This window comes from Flavobacterium sp. ov086, from assembly GCF_900187965.1.
GTDB lineage: Bacteria > Bacteroidota > Bacteroidia > Flavobacteriales > Flavobacteriaceae > Flavobacterium.
Genome location: NZ_FZNL01000001.1, coordinates 371,187 through 394,695, shown reverse-complemented (window position 1 = coordinate 394,695; position 23,509 = coordinate 371,187). Strand labels below are relative to the sequence as shown.

Annotated in this window: 20 protein-coding genes, 2 tRNA genes and 1 pseudogene; 18 read left to right on the top strand and 5 right to left on the bottom strand. The window is 33.5% G+C overall.

The genetic code is table 11. From position 1 onward, the window contains the following. The first annotated feature begins 576 nt into the window (after positions 1-576). From CHB81_RS01710 to CHB81_RS01650, 13 genes are all read left to right on the top strand, one after another. Complete coding sequence (locus tag CHB81_RS01710) at positions 577-2,256, top strand: arylsulfatase (RefSeq protein ID WP_110835860.1); 1,680 nt, start codon at positions 577-579, stop codon at positions 2,254-2,256. A gap of 78 nt (positions 2,257-2,334) precedes the next feature. Beyond that, positions 2,335-3,351, top strand: a complete 1,017-nt coding sequence (locus CHB81_RS01705; RefSeq protein ID WP_089350151.1) for an HAD family phosphatase — start codon at positions 2,335-2,337, stop codon at positions 3,349-3,351. Between the two features lie 102 nt (positions 3,352-3,453). Further along, positions 3,454-4,278, top strand: a complete 825-nt coding sequence (locus tag CHB81_RS01700) for a hypothetical protein (RefSeq protein ID WP_254920929.1) — start codon at positions 3,454-3,456, stop codon at positions 4,276-4,278. 29 nt (positions 4,279-4,307) lie between these two features. After that, entirely contained in the window at positions 4,308-5,657 is a 1,350-nt protein-coding gene (locus tag CHB81_RS01695) for a DUF1214 domain-containing protein (protein WP_089350150.1), read from the top strand. Between the two features lie 28 nt (positions 5,658-5,685). Then, positions 5,686-7,170, top strand: a complete 1,485-nt coding sequence (locus CHB81_RS01690; RefSeq protein WP_089350149.1) for a DUF1254 domain-containing protein — start codon at positions 5,686-5,688, stop codon at positions 7,168-7,170. A 173-nt stretch (positions 7,171-7,343) separates the two neighbouring features. Beyond that, a complete protein-coding gene (locus CHB81_RS01685) occupies positions 7,344-8,744 on the top strand; it encodes a DUF2252 domain-containing protein (RefSeq protein ID WP_089350148.1) in 1,401 nt (466 codons plus the stop codon). Positions 8,745-9,162: 418 nt separating this feature from the next. After that, the gene (locus tag CHB81_RS01680; protein WP_089350147.1) at positions 9,163-9,741 is read left to right on the top strand and encodes a DUF4136 domain-containing protein; all 579 of its coding nucleotides are present in this window, start codon (positions 9,163-9,165) and stop codon (positions 9,739-9,741) included. Between the two features lie 138 nt (positions 9,742-9,879). Next, positions 9,880-11,082 (top strand): AraC family transcriptional regulator, encoded by a 1,203-nt coding sequence (locus tag CHB81_RS01675; RefSeq protein ID WP_089350146.1) that lies wholly within the window; start codon positions 9,880-9,882, stop codon positions 11,080-11,082. A 52-nt stretch (positions 11,083-11,134) separates the two neighbouring features. Continuing rightward, positions 11,135-12,106, top strand: coding sequence for a transporter (locus tag CHB81_RS01670; RefSeq protein ID WP_089350145.1), 972 nt, complete (start codon positions 11,135-11,137; stop codon positions 12,104-12,106). A 180-nt stretch (positions 12,107-12,286) separates the two neighbouring features. Next, positions 12,287-13,369, top strand: coding sequence for a BamA/TamA family outer membrane protein (locus CHB81_RS01665; protein WP_254920928.1), 1,083 nt, complete (start codon positions 12,287-12,289; stop codon positions 13,367-13,369). Between the two features lie 225 nt (positions 13,370-13,594). Further along, positions 13,595-14,791, top strand: coding sequence for an aminopeptidase C (locus CHB81_RS01660; RefSeq protein ID WP_089350143.1), 1,197 nt, complete (start codon positions 13,595-13,597; stop codon positions 14,789-14,791). Between the two features lie 222 nt (positions 14,792-15,013). Then, complete coding sequence (locus CHB81_RS01655) at positions 15,014-15,694, top strand: hypothetical protein (RefSeq protein ID WP_089350142.1); 681 nt, start codon at positions 15,014-15,016, stop codon at positions 15,692-15,694. 41 nt (positions 15,695-15,735) lie between these two features. Beyond that, a complete protein-coding gene (locus CHB81_RS01650; RefSeq protein WP_089350141.1) occupies positions 15,736-17,277 on the top strand; it encodes a hypothetical protein in 1,542 nt (513 codons plus the stop codon). A gap of 205 nt (positions 17,278-17,482) precedes the next feature. Here CHB81_RS01650 and CHB81_RS26775 read toward each other — a convergent pair. Further along, positions 17,483-17,674, bottom strand: a pseudogene (locus CHB81_RS26775) (transcriptional regulator); the annotation flags it as partial. A 244-nt stretch (positions 17,675-17,918) separates the two neighbouring features. Between CHB81_RS26775 and CHB81_RS01640 the strand changes: the two are divergent. Then, positions 17,919-18,611: a hypothetical protein gene (locus CHB81_RS01640; RefSeq protein ID WP_089350140.1), complete on the top strand. Its 693-nt coding sequence runs from the start codon at positions 17,919-17,921 to the stop codon at positions 18,609-18,611. A 123-nt stretch (positions 18,612-18,734) separates the two neighbouring features. On the opposite strand, the gene CHB81_RS01635 is transcribed toward CHB81_RS01640, so the two are convergent. From CHB81_RS01635 to rseP, 4 genes are all read right to left on the bottom strand, one after another. Then, entirely contained in the window at positions 18,735-19,193 is a 459-nt protein-coding gene (locus CHB81_RS01635; RefSeq protein ID WP_089350139.1) for a helix-turn-helix transcriptional regulator, read from the bottom strand. Between the two features lie 164 nt (positions 19,194-19,357). Beyond that, a tRNA-Asn gene (locus CHB81_RS01630) sits at positions 19,358-19,431 on the bottom strand. A 38-nt stretch (positions 19,432-19,469) separates the two neighbouring features. Next, positions 19,470-19,543: transfer RNA gene (locus tag CHB81_RS01625), tRNA-Asn, on the bottom strand. Positions 19,544-19,628: 85 nt separating this feature from the next. After that, entirely contained in the window at positions 19,629-20,969 is a 1,341-nt protein-coding gene (gene rseP / locus CHB81_RS01620) for an RIP metalloprotease RseP (protein WP_089350138.1), read from the bottom strand. A 346-nt stretch (positions 20,970-21,315) separates the two neighbouring features. On the opposite strand from rseP, the gene CHB81_RS01615 reads away from it, so the two are divergent. The 4 genes from CHB81_RS01615 to CHB81_RS01605 all read left to right on the top strand — a co-directional run bounded on the left by CHB81_RS01615 (position 21,316) and on the right by CHB81_RS01605 (position 23,442). After that, positions 21,316-21,636, top strand: a complete 321-nt coding sequence (locus CHB81_RS01615; RefSeq protein WP_089350137.1) for a hypothetical protein — start codon at positions 21,316-21,318, stop codon at positions 21,634-21,636. A gap of 64 nt (positions 21,637-21,700) precedes the next feature. After that, on the top strand, positions 21,701-21,838 hold the full coding sequence (locus CHB81_RS26635; RefSeq protein ID WP_254920927.1) for a class IIb bacteriocin, lactobin A/cerein 7B family: 138 nt from the start codon (positions 21,701-21,703) through the stop codon (positions 21,836-21,838). A 67-nt stretch (positions 21,839-21,905) separates the two neighbouring features. Further along, positions 21,906-22,811, top strand: a complete 906-nt coding sequence (locus CHB81_RS01610) for a hypothetical protein (RefSeq protein ID WP_089350136.1) — start codon at positions 21,906-21,908, stop codon at positions 22,809-22,811. Continuing rightward, positions 22,798-23,442: an ATP-binding cassette domain-containing protein gene (locus tag CHB81_RS01605; RefSeq protein ID WP_089350135.1), complete on the top strand. Its 645-nt coding sequence runs from the start codon at positions 22,798-22,800 to the stop codon at positions 23,440-23,442. The genes CHB81_RS01610 and CHB81_RS01605 overlap by 14 nt, the downstream gene beginning before the upstream one ends. Positions 23,443-23,509 lie beyond the last annotated feature (67 nt).

Genomic DNA, 23,509 nt, shown 5'->3' with positions numbered 1-23,509 from the left:
ATTTATAATTGGTGGTTTTTTTATACCCAAAAAATTCACATTTTTTTAGAATTGATTTCTATTCAATTGGCAAAAATCTGAGATAAAAATTTATATGAGTACTTTATAATTCATTTATATGAAAATTTGAAGGCTGTTTTTTATTAATATTTAATATTCATTTTTAGAATTTGATCACTCATCGAGAGTTTTGCTAAAATTCACCTCTCCCATTTTTAATTTTTCTGACTTAAAACGAAAAATCTAACTTCCTTATTAAATGATTTTTGCATGTTTCATTTTATAAAATGAAACACAATGAAGCAAAAAAAACTGTTTTTAACGTTTCATTTTATAAAATGAAACCATGTCAAGCCGTATAAATACGATTGTTAACTTTTTTATTATCTAATTTTGAGAAACTTAAAAAAAAGTTAAGAAAATTCCTGTTTCAAATCCCCCCTCAAATAATGGTGTTTTAAATTGAAACATTCCATTAAAAATTGAAATAAATTCTCTTTTCTAAAATTTAAGTAGGCCATTTTTGGTTTTGCAGAATTGTTGTTTAAAAAAGAATTATTAACAAATTTTATCACCATGAAACAAATCAGATTTAGATGTGGATTTAAGAATGCGATAATACTAATTGCATTTGTAGGTTTTGCCAGTATGCAACTGGAAGCCCAGGATAAAAAAAAGCCAAATGTTTTAATACTTTGGGGAGATGATATTGGTACTACTAATATAAGCGCTTATAGCGATGGTGTAATGGGGTATACTACTCCTAATATTGATCGTCTGGCAAATGAAGGATTACGTTTTTTACATTATTATGGAGAACAAAGCTGTACTGCCGGGCGTGCTGCTTTATTAACGGGACAACATGGGCTTCGTACAGGTCTTACAAAAGTTGGTTTCCCGGGAGCACCAATGGGAATGAGTCAATTAGATCCTTCTATTGGTGGTATCATGAAAAATTTGGGTTACACAACAGGACAATTTGGTAAAAATCACGTTGGTGACCGTAACGAAAGTTTACCGACAGTAAATGGTTTTGATGAATTTTTCGGGAATCTATATCACTTAAATGCTGAAGAAGAGCCAGAATTGCCGGATTACCCTAAAGATCCCGAATATTTGAAAAAATTTGGACCTAGAGGTGTTTTAAAATGTACTGCAACAAATGTTGATGATGCAACCACAGATCCTCGATTTGGAAGAGTTGGAAAACAAAGAATAGAAGATACTGGTCCACTTACTAAAAAAAGAATGGAAACAGTAGACGACGAAACATCTGCAGCAGCTATTGATTTTATCAAAAGACAAAATGCAGCAGGAAAACCATTTTTCTGTTGGTTCAATGCTACACGTATGCATCTTCGTACACACGTTAGAGCTGAACATAGAGGAAAATATACTCATGGAGATAGTGAATATATAGATGGTATGATTGAACATGATGAAACGATAGGAAGTATCTTAAAAGCATTAGATGAACTTGGAATTGCTGATAATACTATTGTAGTTTATTCTACAGACAACGGACCTCACATGAATACATGGCCTGATGCTGCAATGACACCTTATCGCTCAGAAAAAAATACAAACTGGGAAGGTGCATACCGTGTACCTTGTATTGTACGTTGGCCGGGAGTAATTAAACCAGGGCAAGTAACAACTGAAATTATGTCTCATAATGACTGGATGCCAACTTTAGCATCAATTGCAGGAGAACCTGATTTAGTGAATAAACTTTTAAAAGGGTATACTGCCAATGGAAAAAATTATAAAGTCCATTTAGATGGATATGATCAAAGTAACTTTTTGCGTGGTAAAACACAAAAAAGCGCCAGAGATCAATTCTTCTATACAGATGATGATGGATTATTAGTTGGTTTGAGAGAAGGTGATTATAAATATGTTTTTGCAGAACAACGTTTGGAAGGTACAATGGGAGTATGGGCAGAACCTTTTACTAAACTACGCTTGCAAAAAATATTCAATTTATACCAAGATCCTTTTGAAAGAGCAGATATTACTTCGAATACTTTTTGGGACTGGCAGTTGAATCACGTTCAGCTGATGTATGGTGCAATACAAGATGTAGTTGTATTTGCAGAAACATTTAAAGATTATCCTCCAAGATCAATTCCTCCAAGCTTCTCTGCTTACACTATTATGGAAGAGGCAATAAAAGATATTAAAGCACAGAAATATATTGAGAAGAATGTTCTTCCTAAGCTAAAAGAGGATGAAGCACCATCAAAAAAGAAATAATAAAAAATATAAATAGGAAATAATAAAGCTTGAGTCAGAAATGACTCGGGCTTTTCAATAATTTAAAAAATCAATATTATGTATAGAAAAATATATATGTTGTCCCTGTTTTTATTATTGCTAGGCTCGTGCAAAAAATCAGATATTGTTACAACAACTGATCCTAAAGATAGTACAACAGCAGTTGCAACAAGCAGAGATCCATTACCAAGCTGGAACGATGGCGCATTAAAAAAAGATATTATAGATTATGTTGCGAAAGTAACAAAAGAAGGAAGCCCGGATTTTATTCCTGTTGAAAGCAGAATTGCCACTTTTGATAATGACGGAACACTTTGGGCTGAAAAACCATATGTTCAGGAATTATTTGCTTTTTACAGAGTTAAAAAAATGGTAGAGGCAAATCCTGCCTTAGCCAAAAAGCAACCTTTTAAAGCCGTTGTTGAAAAAGACAAGGCTTTTTTTGAAAAAGGTGGTGATAAAGCTCTTATTGAATTAGTTGCAGCAACTCACACAGGTATGACCGAAGATGAATTTGAAGCAGCGACAAAAGATTTTTTTGCAGAAGCACAATATCCCGGAAGAAATGTTGTTCTAAAACAAGTAAGATATCAGCCACAACTAGAGCTTTTGAATTATTTACGTGCAAACGGATTTAAAACTTTTATTGTAACTGGCGGAACTGTTGAATTAGTTCGTGCGATTTCTGCTGATTTTTACGGAATCCCAAAAGATCAAGTTGTTGGAACTTCTTTCAAGTATCAATTTGATGATGCCAAAAATACCATTTTAAGAGAACCTGCTTTAGATCATTTTAATGATAAAGAAGGTAAACCTGTTGGCATACAATTACATATTGGTCAAAGACCTGTTTTTGCCTGCGGAAACGAAGGTGGAGCCGGGGATCTTGCCATGTTAAGATATTCTCAGGGAAGCAAATACCCTTCATTTCAAATGATAGTAAATCACAACGATTCTATCAGAGAGTATAATTATCAGGAAAAAGATAATTTATCCTTAAATACCGCTGCCAAATACAAATATCATGTAATCAGTATGAAAGATGACTGGAAAAAAATATTCCCGGACAAATAATCTGGTTTAGTTAATGTTAAAAAATGAAAACAGTTTTTAGGTTTTGAAGCCTGTTTCATTTTGATTTTAGAATGGTTAAAAATCTTTAAAAGAAAAATAATTATGAAACTACCAATGTGTTCTATTTCAATTAAATATGTTTTTATTGTATTTGGCTTTCTTTTAAATTTTGCAGGCTATGCACAAGAAGAAAAGGCTGGAGCAAGTGCTCAGGAGTTGGCAGACAAACTGGCAAATCCGGTAGCAAGTTTAATTAGTGTGCCTTTGCAAAACAATCTTAATTATGGTATTGGTCCTTTCAACGGATCAAAGTATACTATAAATATTCAGCCAGTTGTTCCCTTTAAATTAAGTGATAATTTAAATTTAATTACACGATATATTCTTCCGGTTGTCGATCAAAGAGATATTACAGGAGAAAACACTCATGAGTTTGGTTTAAGTGATGCAACAGTAACCGCTTTTTTTGCTCCTAAAACAAAAGGACTTATTTTCGGATTTGGACCAGCCTTTTTAGTACCAACCGCTACGGAAAAAGTTTTAGGAACAGAGAAATTTGGTATAGGGCCAAGTGTCTTAGTTATGCATCAGGGAAAAGGACTTTCGGTAGGTTTTCTTGCCAATCAAATTTGGTCAGTTGCCGGAAAAGAAGAACGTGCAGATGTTAATAGTTTTTATACTCAAATATTTCTTTCACATAGTTATAAAAGCGGAGCAAGCTTAGGTGTAAATGCCGAAATCACTCAAAATTGGGAAGCAAATACAACCATGATTTCTTTAAATCCATCTGTTGGGGGCATTACTAAATTTGGCGATCAGATTGTACAGTTTAGCATTCAGCCCTTAATACCAATTGTTGGTCCGCATGAATCAAGACCAGATTGGGGATTGAGAGCCGTTGTCGCTTTTGTATTTCCTGGTTCATAAAATTATTACTAAAAATTAACTCCCATATTATGAAAAAATCATTTCTTATTTTAGTGGCACTCTTTCTATTTGTAAGTTGCAAAAAGGAAACATCAACATCGACAACTCCAACTTCTACTACAGAGAGTAATAGTGCAGTTCCTTCAGATCAGGATATTGTAGATACTTATACTTATTTGTACGGAAGATACTTGGTAATTCAACAGGAAAACCATGATATTAATGTAGAGAAAGTAGGGTATAACAAAATAAAATACAATCCGCTTGGAACAGCTCAATTTGTAAATCCAAATCTTGATGTTGCTTATCTTGAAGCCTGGATTGCGGTAGATGCAACTCATGCTGTCATTTTGAATGTTCCTAAAATAGAAGGACGTTACTATACCGCAGAATTATTGAACGGTTGGGGAGAAGTAATTGTAAATATCAACAATCGTAATTTTCCTAAAACACCTTACGGGAAATTTGCTTTAGTTTTAAAAGGAACAAATCCAACAATTCCGGCTGATGCAGTTAAAATCGAATTACCATCAGAAAAAGCAAAAATGCTTGCCCGTGTAGAATTAAAAGGAACTCCGGATATAGCACAAAAACTACAAAGACAATTTACGTTTACAGTTCCTGATGGAATCAAAATAGCACCACCTTTAACGATTCCTGAGTTTACTCCAAAAGCACCAATTGGCGGAGAAATATTTAACAATGTAGCAGAAGTGATTGCTTCTTACCCTGATGTAATGCCAAAAGCAAAAGAGTATCAGGATAAAGCACTTGCTATTGAAGCCTATAGCAAAACAGATGATAAAGCTAAAGCTCATGTTGATGAAATAATTAAAACAAAAGCAATTCCGGCATTTTTGGCAGGAGCAAAAGGTTTTGGAACTCAAAAAGGAGGATGGTCAGTATCCTATGTTGCCGGTAATTTTGGTGATGATATTCTAGCCCGTGATATTATTAATTATGGAGGATTATGGGCAAACCGTAAAGAAGAAGCTGTTTATTTTATTGGATTAATAGATAGTAAAGGTCAGCCTTTGACGGGTGATAAAGTATATGAAATAAAATTTCCAAAAGAGGCGCTGCCTGATACTGCTGTTGATGGGTTCTGGTCAACAACAGTATATAGTGTGCCGGATTATAGAGTGGTTGACAATAAATTGAAACGTTATAATCTAAATAATGTTTCCGGACTAAAGAAAAATGCTGATGGTTCTTTAAGTATTTGGCTTGGTTCGTCGTTGCCTAAAGGAGCAATAGCAAGCAACTGGCTTCCAACGCCGGCCGGGAAAGGTTTCTCTATCAATTTCCGCACATACATTCCTAAAAAAATAGTTCAGGACGGTAAATGGTTCCCTGCGCCAATTGAGCCAAAAAACTAGTTATTGATAATGACCAAAAAATAAAATCATGAAAAAAATATTTATTCCTCTATTGGCAGTTTTACTATTGATAAGCTGTAAAAAAGAAACGGCAACCGGAAAAGAAGTTGGTAATGGTATAGTTGCCAATGATACAGCAGCAGTTAAAATTGGCATTCCTGCAGGTCCGGTGGCAAACACAATTTTGACAGATGAATATGTAAAACACATTGGAACACTTGCTTATTTATGGGGTTGGCCAATGACAAATATTCATAATAGAAACGTAATGTTCTCAAAACTTCCGGAGCCAAGTTATGAGGGAGGAATTGTACCATTGAGTCCGCCAAATCAATTGTGTATGTTGACAGACTATATTCAGTCAGGTGAAAGAGAAGTAGCTTGTCCGAATCAGGATGTAGTTTACGGATTTGGGATAACTGATTTTACCAAAGACGCAATAGTAGTTCAGGTTCCGGATTTTGGAGATCGTTTTTGGGTGTATCAGGTTTGTAATCAACGTACAGATGGTTATGCAGCTTTAGGAAAAATGTACGGAACAAAACCTGGATTCTATTTATTGACAGGGCCAAAATGGAACGGAAAAGTGCCGGATGGGATTACTGCCGTATTCAAATGTGATACTGATTTGGGAGTGGTGATTCCGCGTGTTTTTCAAACAGATGATCCTGCTGATAAAAAATCAATTCAGCCGATAGTCCAAAAAATAGTAATGTATACTTTAAGTCAGTTTGACGGAAAAGAGAAAACGAAAGACTGGACAAAAATTCCAATTTTGCCTTCACCTGCAAAAAAAGGAAATGAAGAAACAAAATGGGTAAAACCAGAAGTATACTTTGATGAATTACCGGCTATTATGAAAGAAGTTCCGCCAATGCCTGGTGAAGAAGCTATTTACGGACAAATTCAATCTGTTTTGGCTGCAGCTGCAAAAGATCCAAAGATAAAAGCGATACTTAAACAAGCTGCAATAGATGCAGATCAAAAATTAATTACGCCTTTATTTCAATTTTCGAATGTAGGTTATCCATTAAAAGACAATTGGACAACACAAGCAAACGGAGCACAATTTGGATTGGATTATCTAACCAGAACTGGTTGTGCTAAAGCCAATATTTTTGTGAATAAACCTATCGAGACAAAATATTTCTATCAGGACAAAGATGTTTCAGGAGTAAGATTACAGGGAAATAGTAAGTACACAGTAACTTTTGCAAAAGGAGAAGTACCACCTGTAAAAGGTTTTTGGTCGCTTACTTTATACAATCAATACCACTTCTTTTCTCCAAATTCAATCAATCGTTTTTCTTTAGGAACAAAAAATAAGGATTTAAAATATAATACAGATGGATCATTGACGCTTTATGTACAAAATACACCGCCATCAAATGATAAATTAAGTAACTGGTTACCATCGCCCAAAGAAACTTTTTCTCTTTATATAAGATGTTATTGGCCAGAAGACCGTGTTGTAAAAGACAGCTGGCTTCCTCCGGCAGTAATTAAAGGATAAACAGATATTCTATTGGAGATTGAACTACAAGTTTAAAATATGAAACTAACGGAGATTTGATTTGAATTTATGGGCCAGACGAAACTATTTTAAATGGAACCTGGAAAACGCCACAACCGGAATTGGTAAAATAGAATAATGATTTGAACAAGGACAATTAAAACAGATGTATCATGACTGAAAAATTCGAAAAAACAAACGAGAATTTATTTGATCCGGTAGCATCAAAAGCAGCACGTTTTGATAAAGGTGTGGCTGTTAGAAAAATTACGCCTCGTTCAAGTCATCAGGAATGGCATCCATCTGAAAAGCGAGAAGATCCTGTTGAGATTCTAATTAAAACCAGTATTGGGCGAATCGAAGATTTATTGCCAATACGATACAGCCGTATGATGGAATCTCCTTTTGCATTTTTTAGAGGATCTGCGGCAATTATGGCAACAGATTTAGCAGAAACACCAAATACAGGAATTGATCTTCAGCTTTGTGGTGATTGTCATCTAATGAATTTTGGAGGATTTGCGACTCCGGAGCGTAAGCTGGTTTTTGATATCAATGATTTTGACGAAACGCATCCCGGACCTTGGGAGTGGGACGTAAAAAGATTAGCGACAAGCTTTGTAATTGCCGGAAGATGGAAAAAGTTTTCAAGTAAAACCTGCAAAGAATTTGCCTGGCATGTAGCCGATAGTTATAAAAGACATATGCTGGAATACAGTAAATTATCGGCGCTACAGATTTGGTATGCCGATATTGATCTTGCCGAACTCATTGAAAGAGGTGAAGATGAAGAGATCAAGGGATTTCAGGAAAAGCGAATAAAAAAAGCGGCCGAATATACTGCTCATGAAAAGGAATTTGCAAAAATGACGTATCAGGAAGGGTCTCGCGCAAGAATAAAAGATGATCCACCATTAATTTATCATCCGTCAGGAGAAGAAGGAAAACGGATTTTAAGAGAAGCCGGAATAGTACATACAAGATATCTCGAAACATTGTCTGACGAAAAAAAAGTACTCTTGAGCAGATACAGCTTACATGATCTGGCTATAAAAGTAGTAGGTGTAGGAAGTGTGGGAACACTTTGCGGAATAAGCTTGTTGATGTCGGCTACGGGAGAACCTATTTTTTTACAATTTAAAGAAGCCCGAAAAAGTGTTTTGGAAGATAATGTAAAAGCAAAAGATAAATATCCACATCAGGGCGAACGTATTGTAAGAGGACAAAAGTTGATGCAATCAGCATCGGATATGTTTCTAGGCTGGACGAACGATGATAAAGATAAGTTTTTTTATATCCGACAGCTTCGTGATGCAAAAGTAAAACCTGTTCTTGAAATCATGAAAGCAAAAAATATGACCGATTATGCAAAGGCTTGCGGTTGGGCACTTGCAAGAGCACATGCACGTACAGGAGACCCATCTGTCTTGTCCGGTTATATGGGAAAAGGAAATGAATTTGCGAATGCAATTACCAAATTTTCTATTTCGTATGCCAATCAAAATGAATCAGATTACAACAAAATGTTAGAAGCAATAAAAGAAGGACGATTACCAATTTCGGCGGAAGTCTGATTTTTTACAGTAATTAATAAAAATAAAGTATAGGAGCAGAAAATTTTTGTTTTTGATGAGGTTTGTGATTTTGTCAATCGCAAATATATGATCTATAACAAAATCTATTATCAGCCAATTTCAAAAGATCGAGAAAGTAGTTATGTAGTTGTAAAAGGTAAATAGTGTTTATAAAGCTCAGAATGGGCTATTTTATACAGAATAGCCCGTTCTGAAAAATAAGTAAGAAATTTAATCGCTTTGTTGTGTTAATTAAATAAAATAATTTATCTTTGAGTTAGCTGTAAGGTATTGTAATATAAGGTATTGCGATAATTTAACAGTTGTTTAATCTTACAAGCCATTCGGATAATATTTATTCAAGATTTTAATAATTCCATGTTAAAATAATTTAATCATTAATTTAAAATACCACAAAATGAATATTAAAAGAAAGAATCTTCGCATAATTCCAATGTTGCTATTGGGTCTGGTTTACAGTTGCTCACCAACAGTAAAAGTTACAACAGATTATGATCATAGTGCTAATTTTAGTGAATATAAAACTTTTGCAGTTTATGATTTAAAGGCACAGGAAGGTCAGGTAAATCAACTTAATGTTGATCGCGTTACAAAAGCAATCCGCAATGAAATGATCGCCAAAGGATTTACAGAATCAAGTAATCCGGATCTAAAAGTAAATGCAGTATCTATCTTAAAAAATAAAACACAAGTATCGGCAAACACTGATTTCTATGGTTATGGCGGAATGTATCGTCCATACGGATATTGGGGTGGCGGTGCCATGATGGGAGGTGCTAATACAACAGTTAATACTTATGATTATGTTGATGGCTCTCTAATAATTGATATTGTTTCTACAAAAACACAAAAACTAATTTGGCAAGGCATTGGTAATGCTCAAATTGACAGCAAACCAGATAATCCTGAAGAGTTTGTTAATACTTCAATCAATAAAATTTTGGCTGGTTTTCCTCCGGGATTAGCAAAAAAATAGCATATAACTTCTTAAAATAAAAGATACTATACTTATCAACCCCCCGATAAGTATAGTATTTAATAAGTCGACGACCTTTCTTTTTAAATTTATTTTAAAAAGAAAAAGGAATAGTTAAACAAATCAAGCTTAAAACTCATGATCGATATAGTACTTTCACTTTTCTTTTTTATAGCGACAATAGTTGGTTTTGCCACATCGTTTATGGTCCTTTTTTCGAAGAAAAATTATTCCAAAAGTTTTTTTCTGGGATTGTTTTTGTTCAGTCTTGCGGTTGTAAGTATCTATAATTTTTACTTATCAGCAACTGTTTTTAAAAGTTTTCCGGATCTTTTTATGATCACAAAATCTTTTATTTTTTTAGTAGCACCTTCTGCTTTCTTGTATGTCAGGAGCATTTTGTTTTCGGATAAAATGTTTAGAAAATATGACTGGTTACACTTTTTACCCTTTATGATTTACTTTAGTTTAACCGTTTTTGTATGGGCAGGAAATTCTCTGGGATTTAAAGTAGTACATTCTATTTCAGTTAAAATAGACAGCCCTTTTTCAATGTTAAGTTTAACCGTTTGGTTGTCATATGCTTTTTGTCAGACAATGATGATTTTAAATTATGACTTAAAAAAATTCAAAGTAAATCACTTTAACCGAATAAAGATTTTAAGTTGGATAAGAGTATATAATTTAATGGTTTTGTTTTTGTTTTCGACGCTGTTTGTACATTATTTTTTGGTTAATCGAGTAGACAGCATTGATTTTTCCTGTTATATTTTAATATCATCGGTACTTGTTTTTACAGTAGGATGGCTTTATTTTAAACCTCAGGTTTTTTATGATATAAATGAGATAGAAGTAAAGAATAATTATGACTTTGCTGGCGATAATTTGGTAATAGTTAAAACACAGGAAACCAAAAGTGCTTTATCCATAGTAAAGGAATTAACAACAGAAAAAAAAGAACTATATCTGGCAAAATTGGAGAGCATTTTTAACTCAAAAGAGCTCTTTTTGAAAAAAGATTTAGTGATTCGCGATATATCTGATGAAACAGGAATCTCAGTTCATCATCTTTCAAATTTAATCAATTCAGAATTTAATCTTCATTTTCAGGATTATGTAAATCTAAAAAGGATCGAATATTTTAAAGAAAAAATAAACGATCCGGAATGGAAAGATTTATCATTAGAAGGCATGGCCTGGGGCTCCGGATTTAAATCCAGAACAACTTGTTTCAGAGCTTTTATAAAACATACCGGAAAATCACCTTCTGAATACTTCAAAGTAATTAGGATTAATCCAGAGAAAGCAAATACTTATTATTTTAAGCCAACTTCAAACTAAAAGGTTTGTAAAAAGTAGTTGTGTAATCTCTTAATTTTTTAAAATATCAACTATGAAAACAAAATTTGATAACCACAGACAAACCACAAAAATCCTATTTACTTTAGCACTTTTGTTGATTTATTTGTGTGGTAGTGCGCAGCTTAAAGGAGGACATATTCTTGGCGCAATGGGATTACAATCCGGGACGCAAACTCCGGAAAACACATTGAGCGTATATGTACCTGGATATTTCTATACAGCATCATCTTTAAGAGATGCCAATGGAGACAAAGCTTTGGCAAATCCTGATTTAACAATGAGTATTACAGGTGCAGGAGCATCGTATGTAAGCGATTTTAAAATTTTTGGGGCAAACTACGGCGCAACGGTTTTAATTGCTTTTGCGGCCAATACAATTCAGGGAAATAGTGTAAATGCTACCAATTCATTGGCACTTACAGATACTTATATTCAGCCTGTACAATTAGGTTGGCATAATAAACGAGCCGACTTTGTTTTTAGTTATCAGATGTATTTACCAACTGGAAAGTTTACTGCCGGAGCTTCTGACAATAGTGGTTTAGGAATGTTTATGAATGAGTTTTCTGCCGGAACAACATTGTTTTTTAATGATAAAAAAACGATTCATTTTTCGGCATTAGCCTCTTATGAAATAAACGGAAAAAAGAAAGATACAGATATTAAGACTGGTGATATTTTAAGTATTGAAGGAGGCTTGGGAAAAACCTTTTATATGTTGAATGCTGCAAAAACGGCTCCAACAGGAATCCTGAATGCCGGATTAATTTATTATCTGCAATATAAAATGACAAGCGACAAAATACCGGTTCCAATAATCGGAATTGTTGAAGGAGACAAAGACCATATAGGAGGTATTGGAGCCGAAATTAATTATTATCATATAGGTTGTAGTACTTCTGCCGGATTCCGTTGGATCGGTGAGATTGATGCAGTGAATAGATTTCAGGGAAACACATTTTTCTTAACGCTTGCACATGTATTCAGTTTCAAGAAAAAATAGTTTGAAAAAACTGGCATAATTGTTTTTTCAGTTTGAGTTCATGCTTTTTTAAGGAATACAATAAATTTTAAATTGATTTAAATGAAAAATAAATATTCAGTTTCTATTAGGAAAAGCAGAAATATCTTCCCGAAATTTTTTCTTATAAATGTGCTTTTTATTTTGTTAACCACAACAATAATGGCACAAAAGCCACATATAAGCGTAAAAGATTCTTTGGATGGAGCATTCGATTTAAGCGATTATATAATTTATGCACATGGTTTTCTGGTAGTTCCAACCGTTATTACAGAACCGGCTTTGGGTGGAATTGGAGGTGCAATTGTACCTGTTTTTCTTAAAAAGCACGCACCGGTTGTTGATGAAAATGGAAAAAAACGATTTATAAATCCGGATATTACAGGAGCAATCGGAATGTATACTGGAAATAAAAGCTGGATGGCAGGAGCATTTCGTTCCAGTACTTTAATAAAACCACGAATTTTATACAGAGTAATGGCGGGATATGGTAATATGAATCTTTCCTTTTACGAAAATTTGCCTTCAGGGAAAGATTTAGAATTTAAACTTAATTTTAAGTCAACAGTATTTTATACACAATGGCTTAAACAGTTTCGAAACCCAAAATGGAGTGCAGGACCGCAATATCTTTTTCTGAATTCTAATATTGATCTTCCGGATGCCAATCTTCCTTCTTTTGTAAAGCCCAAGGATATAAAAAGTACCGTGAGTCAGTTGGGAGGAGCGCTTCAGTTTGATGGTCGGGATAATATTTTTACACCCGATAAAGGAATCCGCCTGCAATCTGATTTCTTTTGGTCAGATAAGGGATTAGGCAGTGATTATAATGCCTGGCGAGTCAACTTATCAGCAATTGGATATTATCCTATCACAAAAAAACTAATTGGAGGACTCAGATTAGAGGGCGAACAAGCGTTTGGGAACCCGCCTTTTTATCTTTTACCCGGAATTAACTTAAGAGGAATTCCTGCAGCAAGATATCAGGGAAAAACGAGTATAGTGACAGAAGCCGAGTTAAGATGGGACGTATACAGAAGATGGAGTTTAATGGGCTACGGCGGTCTTGCAAGTGCTTTTAACGATTGGGATAAGGCTTTTGCCAAACCGGTAGTTTACAGCTACGGAACCGGCTTTAGATATTTACTGGCAAGAAAGTTCAAACTCCGTATGGGTGTCGATGTTGCCAAAGGTCCCGAAGACTGGGCATATTACGTTGTTTTTGGCAGTAACTGGATGCGATAATACAATTATTAGTACTAAAAATATAAAGAAATTGGTTAGTTAGATTTTCTAAGTAAAGCCTCGATAGCATTGTCTATTGGGGCTTTACGAGGTTAAGGGCGTTATTGTAATAAATATTAAGAAAATATTAACTGTTTTACTTCACACAAATAATTTATTATTTAATTGTTTTGTAACAAAAAGTAAATTACAACTACTAATTTATCAAATCATTAAATAATCATTATGAATAAATTTTCATTCAAATCAGTACTTGCGGCTTCTGTTTTTTTTGTCGGAGCAACAGGCTGTTTTGCACAGGACATTTTAGTTAATTCACTAAAACTGAATGCAAGCGAAAAGAGTAAAGAAGCTTTTAAATTCACAGAGCAAATTAATTTAGGAACAACTTCTGTAAAAACGCAAGGTTCATCTGGAACGTGTTGGAGTTATTCAACGAATTCTTTTCTAGAGTCAGAAATGATTCGTTTAGGGAAACAACCAGTCGAATTGTCACAAATTTATTCTGCAAGAAATGTTTATGTTGAAAAAGGTATAAATTATGTTCGTATGCACGGTGCAGTTACTTTAGGTGACGGTGGAGCTTTGCATGATGTAATTAACATGTACAAAAAATACGGAACAGTGCCAAGAGAAGTTTACACAGGATTAAACTATGGAACTGATAAAAATAAATTTGGAGAAATGTCTGCTCTTATCGAAGGAGTTTTGGCTGCTGTTGTAAAAAATCCAAATGGAGAATTGACTCCAAACTGGCAAAAAGCATATGCTGCAGTTATCGATTCTTATTTAGGAAAAGTGCCTGAAAACTTTACTTACAAAGGAAAAAACTATACGCCACAATCTTTTGCTAAAGAAGTAGTAGGAATCAATCCTGATGAGTATGTTGAAATGTCATCGTTTACAACATCTCCATACTACCAAAAAACAACCATGATGGTACCGGACAACTGGTCATTTGATCAGGTTTACAATGTAAAAGTAAATGACATGACTGATGTTATTGACAATGCATTGAAAAAAGGATACACAGTAGCTTGGGCAACTGACGTAAGTGAGAAAAGCTTTAGCTGGAAAAATGGTGTAGCTTATGTACCAACAAAGAAATTTGATGATATGACTGCCGAAGAAAAAGCAGACATGTTTAACGGACCAAAAGCTGAACCGGAAATTACTCCAGAAATGCGTCAGGCTGCATTTGATAACTACACAACTACAGACGATCACGGAATGCATATTATTGGTCTTGCAAAAGATCAAACCGGAAAAGAATATTACATCGTAAAAAATTCTTGGGGAGAAACAAACGACTACAAAGGTTTCTTGTTTGTAACCAAAAATTTCGTAAAATATAAAACTACTGCCTTAATGGTAAACAAAGGAGGAATTCCAACGGATATCGCTAAGAAGTTAGGGGTTTAATTTTATTCCAGATTTTTAAAGAAATAGAAAAAGCGCTGCAAGTAATTGCGGCGCTTTTTTTTGGATAAAATTTCGATTGTTAAGTGAGTTTTGTTTTGTTAAATCAGGTATAAGTACTTGGGGTGGTTGTTTTTAGTATGTATAAATTCGTATTGCTTAAACGAATGAAGGCGTCTTCCGAAAAGCCTGAATAGAGTAGGATAATCAAAAAACATTAAATCCATGTCAACACCAAAAGTTATTACTGTACCAATAACGGAACAGCAACACCTATTATTTTTATTTATTCCTGTAACAAAAGGTATGTTGGGTAAAGCAATGATTGCCGCCGAACAAGTTAAGAAAGCTGCTAATTCTGTACCCCCTCCAGTTGGAGACCTTCGTAAAACGACTGGCGTACATTATTTTACAATTTATGGACAAGAAGACGGTAAGCCTACACCAGGAATACCTGTTCCGGGATTTCAGTCCTTTCCAGGAAAAGATGTATTGGTAGTTATGTCTATCTATGATGGACAATTCGATACTTATATCAGTGCATTTTTCAAAATTAAAGAAGTCGTAGATGGTTTGACTTTATTGTTGGGTATAATGGATGAAACAGGCATTCCGGGTGTAGATCCTAACGGGTTAACATCTGCAAAACATATATTGATAAAAGGAATAGAGAAAAATGCATCGGCATTTTATTGTTTATTAATGCGCTATAATTTTGGAGATCCAATATTATCTGCCGGTGATAATAAAGATAAAAAAAACAAATATGTCTTTGGTACAAATTTCCCTGGTTTAACGGTAGCTAAGATTATTGATAATTATCCAAATGCAGCCACAATATGGCCTCCGGTTCCGGATGAGGTAACTTATAATTTTCCAAAGTCTCAAAAACCGGATTGTAAATAGTTTGCAATTTGCTTAATAATTTAAACTAATTTAAGATCGTTATGAGCAACACCAAACAGGTTAAGATGAATGACGTACAAGGGTTGATATTACGGGGGTATAATTTCCCAAATATCAGGTACATTATTTTAAGTATAAAAGATACAGCCGGCGCACAAAAATTCTGTGCAGATCTTGCTTCAGGAACTGGTTTAGGGGGATTATGTGTTACCAATGCAGAGCCATGGAAGGATATGGTAAAACCTGATTATTGTCTTAACATCGGGTTTACTTATTCGGGTTTGGAAAATCTTATTGGTAAAGAGAATTGTGATGTGATAACCTCTTCTTCGAGTGCAGAAGTGTTTGGCTTTTTTAAAAATGGTGCTGTTAATGATGCTACTGCAATTGGAGATACTGGCGAAAGTGCACCGGCTAACTGGTGGAAAAACGGAGGATGGATACCAAAGAATGATCCGTATGAAGATGGGAGTGATCTCCATATCCAGATAACCCTTTTTACTTTAACTCCCCAAAACAGAGAGAAATATTATTCGACATTGTTAGCTATGATTTCTAATACGCCATCAGGACCATCGGTAGTTCCTGTATATTATCAGGACTCTGATCCCATAACGGTAGATGGTAATTCCGATTACGTGCATTTTGGTTATAGAGATAGTTTGTCTCAGCCACGTATTGACGGTATTTTATGGAATGAACCTAAGATGAAAATGTTAATGGGTGTAAGTAGTATTGATGACAGGCCAATGGTGCCTGTAGATCGCTTTGTAATAAGTCAGGAAGCATCCGATTACTATGCGCATACATTATTAACAAATGGAACATTTGCTGCATTCAGGCTCTTGTATCAGGATGAGGCTAAATTTAATGAATTTATCCATTCAGGCGAGGATGCTCCTGAACTTATCGCCGCAAAAATTTGCGGACGTTGGCGTGATGGAACACCGCTTGTTGTATCTCCCGATAAAGAAGATAAAAGTTTAGGAGAGCCAGGTCCTGAAAATTTCAATTTTACTAACTTTAATTATTTAGCTCCAAGCCCAAATCAACATGGCAATCAAGATGGTGATGAATCGGGTTTAAAATGTCCTTATGCAGCACATATCCGAAGAGCAAATCCACGTGATGACATAAACGTCACAGATAACAATAATGATGCGCAAACACATAGAATTGTAAGACGTGCGTCGCCTTATGGACCTGTTTATGATCCATCTGAAAAAGGGGAAGTACAAAGGGGTTTAGTTGGATTGTTTATTGGAGCAGTTCTTGGTTTTCAATTTCGGTTTGTTACCAAAGCTTGGTTTGAACTCGGTGGTTTCCGAAATCCTGATGCATCGCCAAATCAAAGTGGTGTTGATCCTTTTTTTGGTCCACAGGTCGAAGATACTAATCCGGGTGATTCAATTTTTGCATATAATGTTGGTAACACCTATAAGGAAATGCCAAATAACCCGAATGAACCAAAACTTACACGTTTTATACGTACCGATGGTAGTTTGTATTTGTTCTTGCCGGGAATTGCCGGTTTGAAATATCTCTCAGAAGGAAAAATACCGCCTCCTCTTACTATAAATTAAAATTGTTTTTTTTTAAGAAGAAAAGGAAATTTTGATAATTCTCGTAAAACGCAACTACATTTAAATTAATGGAGTTGCGTTTTTTAATTTAAAAACTAAAGAACTTCAGGCTAGACATGTACAACGATTAGCGTGGATTTGAAATCCTGAAGTCAGGAAGGTGATAGAAGTAGGAAAAGAGGCTCTCGACCCCTTTAAGATCAGGTTACTTCCCTTTCAACAACTTCTCCAAATATTCTACTTTCTCTTTTTCAGCCAAAACCAAACGTTCATAAAGCTCTACAACTTTATCAAGAGGATTAAATGAGCATTGATGATTTACCGTTGGTCCAGCATTAATAACAGATCCTTCATAGTTATTTTGAATATTGTTTAAAACCGCTTCTTCAGAGAAATTTGGGTTATAGTAAAATACAGAGTTGCTTCTGTACGATACATTTTTTGATGTTTGCAGTACGCAAAACAAAAATAAAAGTTTTCGTACAGATAACAATTCAATCTATTAAAGGAAGGTTTGATAATGGTTTTAACTTAAAGAAAACGAGCACTTAAACGACTTTTAAAGCCGTTCACAGGCATTATAAAGTAAAGAACAGAACATGAAGTACCTTTAGTGTTGCAAACAACTTAATTAAGTCATTATGAAAACTTTTACACTACTTTTTATCGAAATTGTATGTGTGTTTTCTTTTAACTGTTTTGCTCAGCGTACCAATCGCGCTCCTGTCATTGCAGCAACAGGAAATGCACATTTGCAACCCGGAAATACCCCAGAGGGTAATGATCTTGTAATACAATCATATCTTGTTGAAGAAACAGTAAATATGGCTTTTGGACAAAGAATGGTTAGATATGAAGTGCCAAAATTAGAAATGGTCGATACCCATAATCTGGGACCAAATAATACCAGAAAGATTACCCCAATATACGGAAAACCAAAAGTAAAAAGAGTCGAAGTAGGATTGCAGTCAAAAGTTATACTTGATACTGTTACGACAGTTATCAAGCCAGTTAAAGTTGATGTAATTGCTCCGTCACAAAAAGCAAAAACGATTAGTATTAATGTGTTGAATACTTATGAGAAGGTAATAGACAAAGGTTATAAATCATTGGAAATGCTCAAAAAAGTAGCAGACCGTTTTTATTTTGATAACGACATGGCTACCGCAGCTAAATATTACGCACAATTAATAGAAGAAGCCACAGATTTAGAGTCAGTATATTATTATCGATATGCACTATCCTTAAAAGGAATTAATGAAATTGATAAAGCAAATGAGATGATGCTTTTGTTCGAAAACAAAAATCTGGCAAATCAAGTAGCTAAGAAATGAGATTTTTAAAACCATATTCTATTAACCAAAAAAGACTATCATGAAAATGATAGTCTTTTTTTTGTTCTTATTTTTTAGGACCAAACGCTCGTAAGCTCTGCCATGTACTATTATTGTCATGAGCTAATGATGATTTTTTTGTGTGTTTAGAGTTTTGTTTTTTTCATAAACAGCGACTTGTTGCCTGACACCAGGCATCGCTTTTTCCATTTGCTTTAAGCTAAGCTTTATTCTTTCTTTAGTATTCGATATATTTACGATCTTTTGATCTGCTTTAAGATCAATAATTTCTATTAACGAAATTTCTAATGCGCTTTCAAGTTTACTTATTGTTTCAAGAGTTAGATTTTGTTGTCCTTTAAGTATCTTATTTACTTGTTGTGCTGAAACATTCATTTTTTTTGCTAAATCTTTTTGAGATAATCCTTTTTGTTTTAATGCTTCCAGTACATTAATTGCAACTTTTGATGATTGGTTTATCCATTTTTTGTTGGCTCTGTAATATTCCAACTTTGAAAGAAAATTAGAATGCTCATTGCTTACTAATTTTTCAAACTTGTCTAACCTGTCGTTTAGTTCCATATCTTAAATTTTATAAACTTCAAAATTATCCTGATTTAGAATCCCTTCTTTTTTCAGATGTAAAAGAGGTTTAGTTCACACAATATACAGTGTAAGTGTAATTCATGTTAGAAAAATAAAGGCAAAAAAAATACCACTTACATATGTAAGTGGTATTTAATAAGCTCCCTCTCTTGGGCTCGAACCAAGGACCCTCTGATTAACAGTCAGATGCTCTAACCAACTGAGCTAAGAAGGAATCACCTTAAAGGTAAATATGTTTGCTAAAAAAAGTTGCTCCCCCTCTTGGGCTCGAACCAAGGACCCTCTGATTAACAGTCAGATGCTCTAACCAACTGAGCTAAGGAGGAAGTTGTTGTTGTTTTTAGCGAGTGCAAATATAGAGGATTTTTTAGTTTCTCAAAAACATTTTTGCACTTTTTTTAAAATATTTTACTACTTGACAATTGCCTTATAAATATCGTTTCCGTTAGCAAACAAAAGCAGCGCTATAAGTAGAACGAAACCAACCATTTGGGCGTTTTCAAGGAATTTGTCGCTAGGTTTTCTGCCACTAATGATTTCGTATAATAAAAACATAACATGTCCACCATCAAGAGCAGGAATTGGCAATAAATTCATAACTCCAAGCATAATTGACAATAAAGCAGTGATTGACCAGAACGTTTCCCAGCTCCATGAATTAGGAAAAATGTTAAAAATAGCCGCAAAACCACCTACTTGTTTGTAAGCTTTAGTTTCAGGATTAAAAATCATTTTAAGCTGTTTTCCATAACTTACTAATTGATCCTTACCTTTTTCCAGTCCAACCGGAATTGATTCAAAGAAGCTGTAGTTTTTAGTGCTAATTTTATAGTAACCTAATTTCTCCAATGATTTCATATCTAATCCACCAGCGACTACACCTAAAGTACCTTTGGCAGAAACTTTAACTGTAATAGGTGTTTCTTTTAAATCACGTAAAACAACAGCAGGAATTGTTTTTCCTTTATTATTGCTTAGAATAGCTTTTGCTTCGTCAAAATATTTTACTTTTTCTCCGTTAAGAGAAAGAATCAAATCTTTAGCCTTCAAATTTTGATTTGGAGATGCATCATCAACTTTTCCAATTGCAAAAGGAACACGAATACTAACCAACAAACCTTTCTCTTGTTTAGATAACTGGTCAACAAAATCATTAGGAATGCTGATTGTTTCTTGTTGTCCGTTTCTTTCAATTAAGACTTGTTTAGCCATGATAATATTCATGTTTAAACTACTGTCGTAATTTTCAACTTTTTTCCCGTCTATAGAAATAAGTTTGTCTCCAGTTTTGAAACCCGCTTTGATCATAGCAGGATTTTCGATAAAAACACCATCTTTCAAATCTGCATTTGCAATATAGGTATCGCCATAAGCAAATGCCATTCCTATATATATAATGAAAGCCAGAATAAAGTTCACAGTAACTCCGCCTAACATAATGATCAAACGTTGCCAAGCCGGTTTAGAACGAAATTCCCAAGGTTGCGGAGGCAAAGCCATTTGCTCTTTGTCCATGCTTTCGTCGATCATTCCAGAGATTTTTACATAACCTCCAAGTGGTAACCATCCGATTCCATATTCAGTTTCGCCAATTTTCTTTTTTAATAGAGAATATTTAACATCAAAAAATAAGTAAAATTTTTCGACTCTGGTTTTAAATAATTTTGCAGGGATAAAATGCCCTAATTCGTGAAGAATAATAAGTAAAGATAAACTCAATAGAAATTGAGAGAGTTTGATAACTATATCCATTTTGTATTTTTAGTTCGTATTTAACGCACAAAAGTAACGTTTCTATTTTTAATTTGATAGCGCAATATATTATATAAGGTTTTAAATGTTTGTTAATAATCGTTCTTACTTTTTATCAATTAAAACAAACTTCGTATTTGTTGCTCTATAGTTAGTAATCAATTTGTTCTCAATGTTACAAAAATGTCTTATTCTAATACATTCAAAACTTATCAAGGATGTTTTTCACTCGCATCCCGTTTAATTTCATATATAATTAAAAACATAACTATTCTTAGAATCTTAACTAGAATCGTTTTAATTTTTTACAAATACAAGTATTTTATTAATCTTTACTTTATAAGCCATGAATTTTATTAAACAAATCGAAAGAATTAAAAGAATACATAAGTTGATAAGTTCTGAAAAAACAGGTACACCAAGTGTTTTTGCAAAAAAGCTGCTCTTAAGTCGAAGCCAGTTGTATAACGAATTAGATATAATGAAAGATCTGGATGCGCCTTTAAAATATTGCAAAAAGCGAGAGAGTTTTTATTATGCATCTTCTTTTGAATTAATATTAAATTATTCTTTGAAAATTATTGTAGATGATGAATCAAGAGAAATTTTTGGAGGTTCTAACTTCCGTCCAATTTTATTAGACAGAACTCTGATAAGTTTGCTATAACAAAATAGTTCTCGAGAAAATGATTTTTGTTAAGATTATTAATTAACATTTTAAAATTGAAACTATGGAATTAGCAGTAGTGAATTTAGAAGATTTGAATTTAGTAGAGCTTAATGCTCAAGAAGCGCAGGAAATTGAGGGTGGGATTATCCCATTAGTAATTGCAGTTTTCTTATTGTGGGGAACACATCAAGCTTATTAATTGTTGAAAATTTTAAGGAGCGAATCTACTATTTAGTGATTCGTTCCTTATTTTTTATTAATAAAATATGATACAAGTAATCCAAACTTTACTACTAATTCGTCTTAGAAAATTTTTGCCTGCTAAGGATAAATTGGCTGTCATGCTTTTTCTTTGTGGTTGCCTATTATATCTTTTCTGCTTAAATGAAAAGTTCCAAGTTTTACGAAATTATTCCCTTTTATTTTCTTTAGATATTTTTTTCTACCATCTTAATCGAAAAGATATTGAGTTGTTGAAACTAAATAAGAAATGGAAATTAATATTATTTGGAGAATATTTTATTTATAGTTTACTCTATTTGCTTTTGCTTGCTATAAACAAAGAATATCTATTGGCTTTAATATATCTTGCTTTAATTACTGCGTATATTGTTGTTGTTCCCGAATTTCATAATAAGATAATTAAATATCCTTTTAAATTATTTGATCCATTTTGGCACATTTGCTGGAGGAGGAACAAGTTAATTTTATTTCTTCCAATAACTGTCTTTCTTGTAATTTTAGGAGATTTATACAATAATGAAAACCTTATTATAGCTTCATTTTTTATAGCTTCATTATTTGGTGCATTACCCTCTTTTCAAAGAGAATCTTTAGAGAGTATAAAGATTAGTTCTTATTATGAGAAATATTACCTTACTAATCAATTCAAGACAGTAATTGTGAATTCGTTAATGGTAACTACTCCATTAATTGTTAGTCTTCTTATTTTTCAGAAATGGGAATTATTTTGTTTTGTCCCCTTAATTTTTGCAATTCCATTAGTTAATATCATATTCAAATATTCATTCTTTAAGAATCAATTTCAACATCAACTTATGCTTGCTGTTTTTTTAAGCATGCTTCCGCTCGGAATACCAGTTATAGCTATTCCGTTTTTGTATTTAAAATCAGTTAAAACCATTAAAGCTATTCAGTATGCTTCAAATTGACATAAAAAATAAGTCCTATAAAGACAAAATAGTTTTAGAAAATATTTCGATTTCTATATCTAAAAATGGAATTTATGGAGTTGTTGGGAAAAATGGAGAAGGAAAAACTACATTATTTAGATGTATAATAGGTTTAACTTCTTTTGCAGGTTCTATTAATCATGCGAAAGAGCTTTCTCTTCATGGCAAAATTGCTTGGTGTCCTACTGAGCCTTTAATTTATGAAGAATTAACTGCAAAAGAATTTGCCACTTTCTATCAGGAATTGCTAAATATTGAGAATAATGATTTTCTAATGTTTGATGTGCCACAGGATAAATTGATCAAGGAGTTTTCTACAGGGATGAAAAAGAAAGCTTACATGAATGCTGTTTTACAGAAAACATATTCAATTTATATTTTCGATGAGCCTTTCAATGGACTGGATTTAGAATCTAATTATTTATTAATGAATTATATCCGAAAATTATCAGAAAAGAGTATTGTTTTTATTTCTTCTCATATTTTAGAAATTCTTTATAAAGATTGTGATAAAATCTTTCTGCTAAAAAATAAAAAGATAAAAGAATTTGATAAAAGTGATTTTATAGAAATTGAAAAAGAACTCTTTTCGGCAATGAAGGTTATTTAAAATAATTAATGCAGTTCCGTCCAATTTTATTGGACGGAAGTCTGGTAAGTTTGCTATAACAAAAAAG

Excerpts from the sequence above, each read along its gene's own strand:
- CHB81_RS01710 (WP_110835860.1), top strand. The coding sequence starts at position 577 with ATGAAACAAATCAGATTTAGATGTGGATTTAAGAATGCGATAATACTA.
- CHB81_RS01705 (WP_089350151.1), top strand. The coding sequence starts at position 2,335 with ATGTATAGAAAAATATATATGTTGTCCCTGTTTTTATTATTGCTAGGC.
- CHB81_RS01700 (WP_254920929.1), top strand. The coding sequence starts at position 3,454 with ATGAAACTACCAATGTGTTCTATTTCAATTAAATATGTTTTTATTGTA.
- CHB81_RS01695 (WP_089350150.1), top strand. The coding sequence starts at position 4,308 with ATGAAAAAATCATTTCTTATTTTAGTGGCACTCTTTCTATTTGTAAGT.
- CHB81_RS01690 (WP_089350149.1), top strand. The coding sequence starts at position 5,686 with ATGAAAAAAATATTTATTCCTCTATTGGCAGTTTTACTATTGATAAGC.
- CHB81_RS01685 (WP_089350148.1), top strand. The coding sequence starts at position 7,344 with ATGACTGAAAAATTCGAAAAAACAAACGAGAATTTATTTGATCCGGTA.
- CHB81_RS01680 (WP_089350147.1), top strand. The coding sequence starts at position 9,163 with ATGAATATTAAAAGAAAGAATCTTCGCATAATTCCAATGTTGCTATTG.
- CHB81_RS01675 (WP_089350146.1), top strand. The coding sequence starts at position 9,880 with ATGATCGATATAGTACTTTCACTTTTCTTTTTTATAGCGACAATAGTT.
- CHB81_RS01670 (WP_089350145.1), top strand. The coding sequence starts at position 11,135 with ATGAAAACAAAATTTGATAACCACAGACAAACCACAAAAATCCTATTT.
- CHB81_RS01665 (WP_254920928.1), top strand. The coding sequence starts at position 12,287 with ATGGCACAAAAGCCACATATAAGCGTAAAAGATTCTTTGGATGGAGCA.
- CHB81_RS01660 (WP_089350143.1), top strand. The coding sequence starts at position 13,595 with ATGAATAAATTTTCATTCAAATCAGTACTTGCGGCTTCTGTTTTTTTT.
- CHB81_RS01655 (WP_089350142.1), top strand. The coding sequence starts at position 15,014 with ATGTCAACACCAAAAGTTATTACTGTACCAATAACGGAACAGCAACAC.
- CHB81_RS01650 (WP_089350141.1), top strand. The coding sequence starts at position 15,736 with ATGAGCAACACCAAACAGGTTAAGATGAATGACGTACAAGGGTTGATA.
- CHB81_RS01640 (WP_089350140.1), top strand. The coding sequence starts at position 17,919 with ATGAAAACTTTTACACTACTTTTTATCGAAATTGTATGTGTGTTTTCT.
- CHB81_RS01635 (WP_089350139.1), bottom strand. The coding sequence starts at position 19,193 with ATGGAACTAAACGACAGGTTAGACAAGTTTGAAAAATTAGTAAGCAAT.
- rseP (WP_089350138.1), bottom strand. The coding sequence starts at position 20,969 with ATGGATATAGTTATCAAACTCTCTCAATTTCTATTGAGTTTATCTTTA.
- CHB81_RS01615 (WP_089350137.1), top strand. The coding sequence starts at position 21,316 with ATGAATTTTATTAAACAAATCGAAAGAATTAAAAGAATACATAAGTTG.
- CHB81_RS26635 (WP_254920927.1), top strand. The coding sequence starts at position 21,701 with ATGGAATTAGCAGTAGTGAATTTAGAAGATTTGAATTTAGTAGAGCTT.
- CHB81_RS01610 (WP_089350136.1), top strand. The coding sequence starts at position 21,906 with ATGATACAAGTAATCCAAACTTTACTACTAATTCGTCTTAGAAAATTT.
- CHB81_RS01605 (WP_089350135.1), top strand. The coding sequence starts at position 22,798 with ATGCTTCAAATTGACATAAAAAATAAGTCCTATAAAGACAAAATAGTT.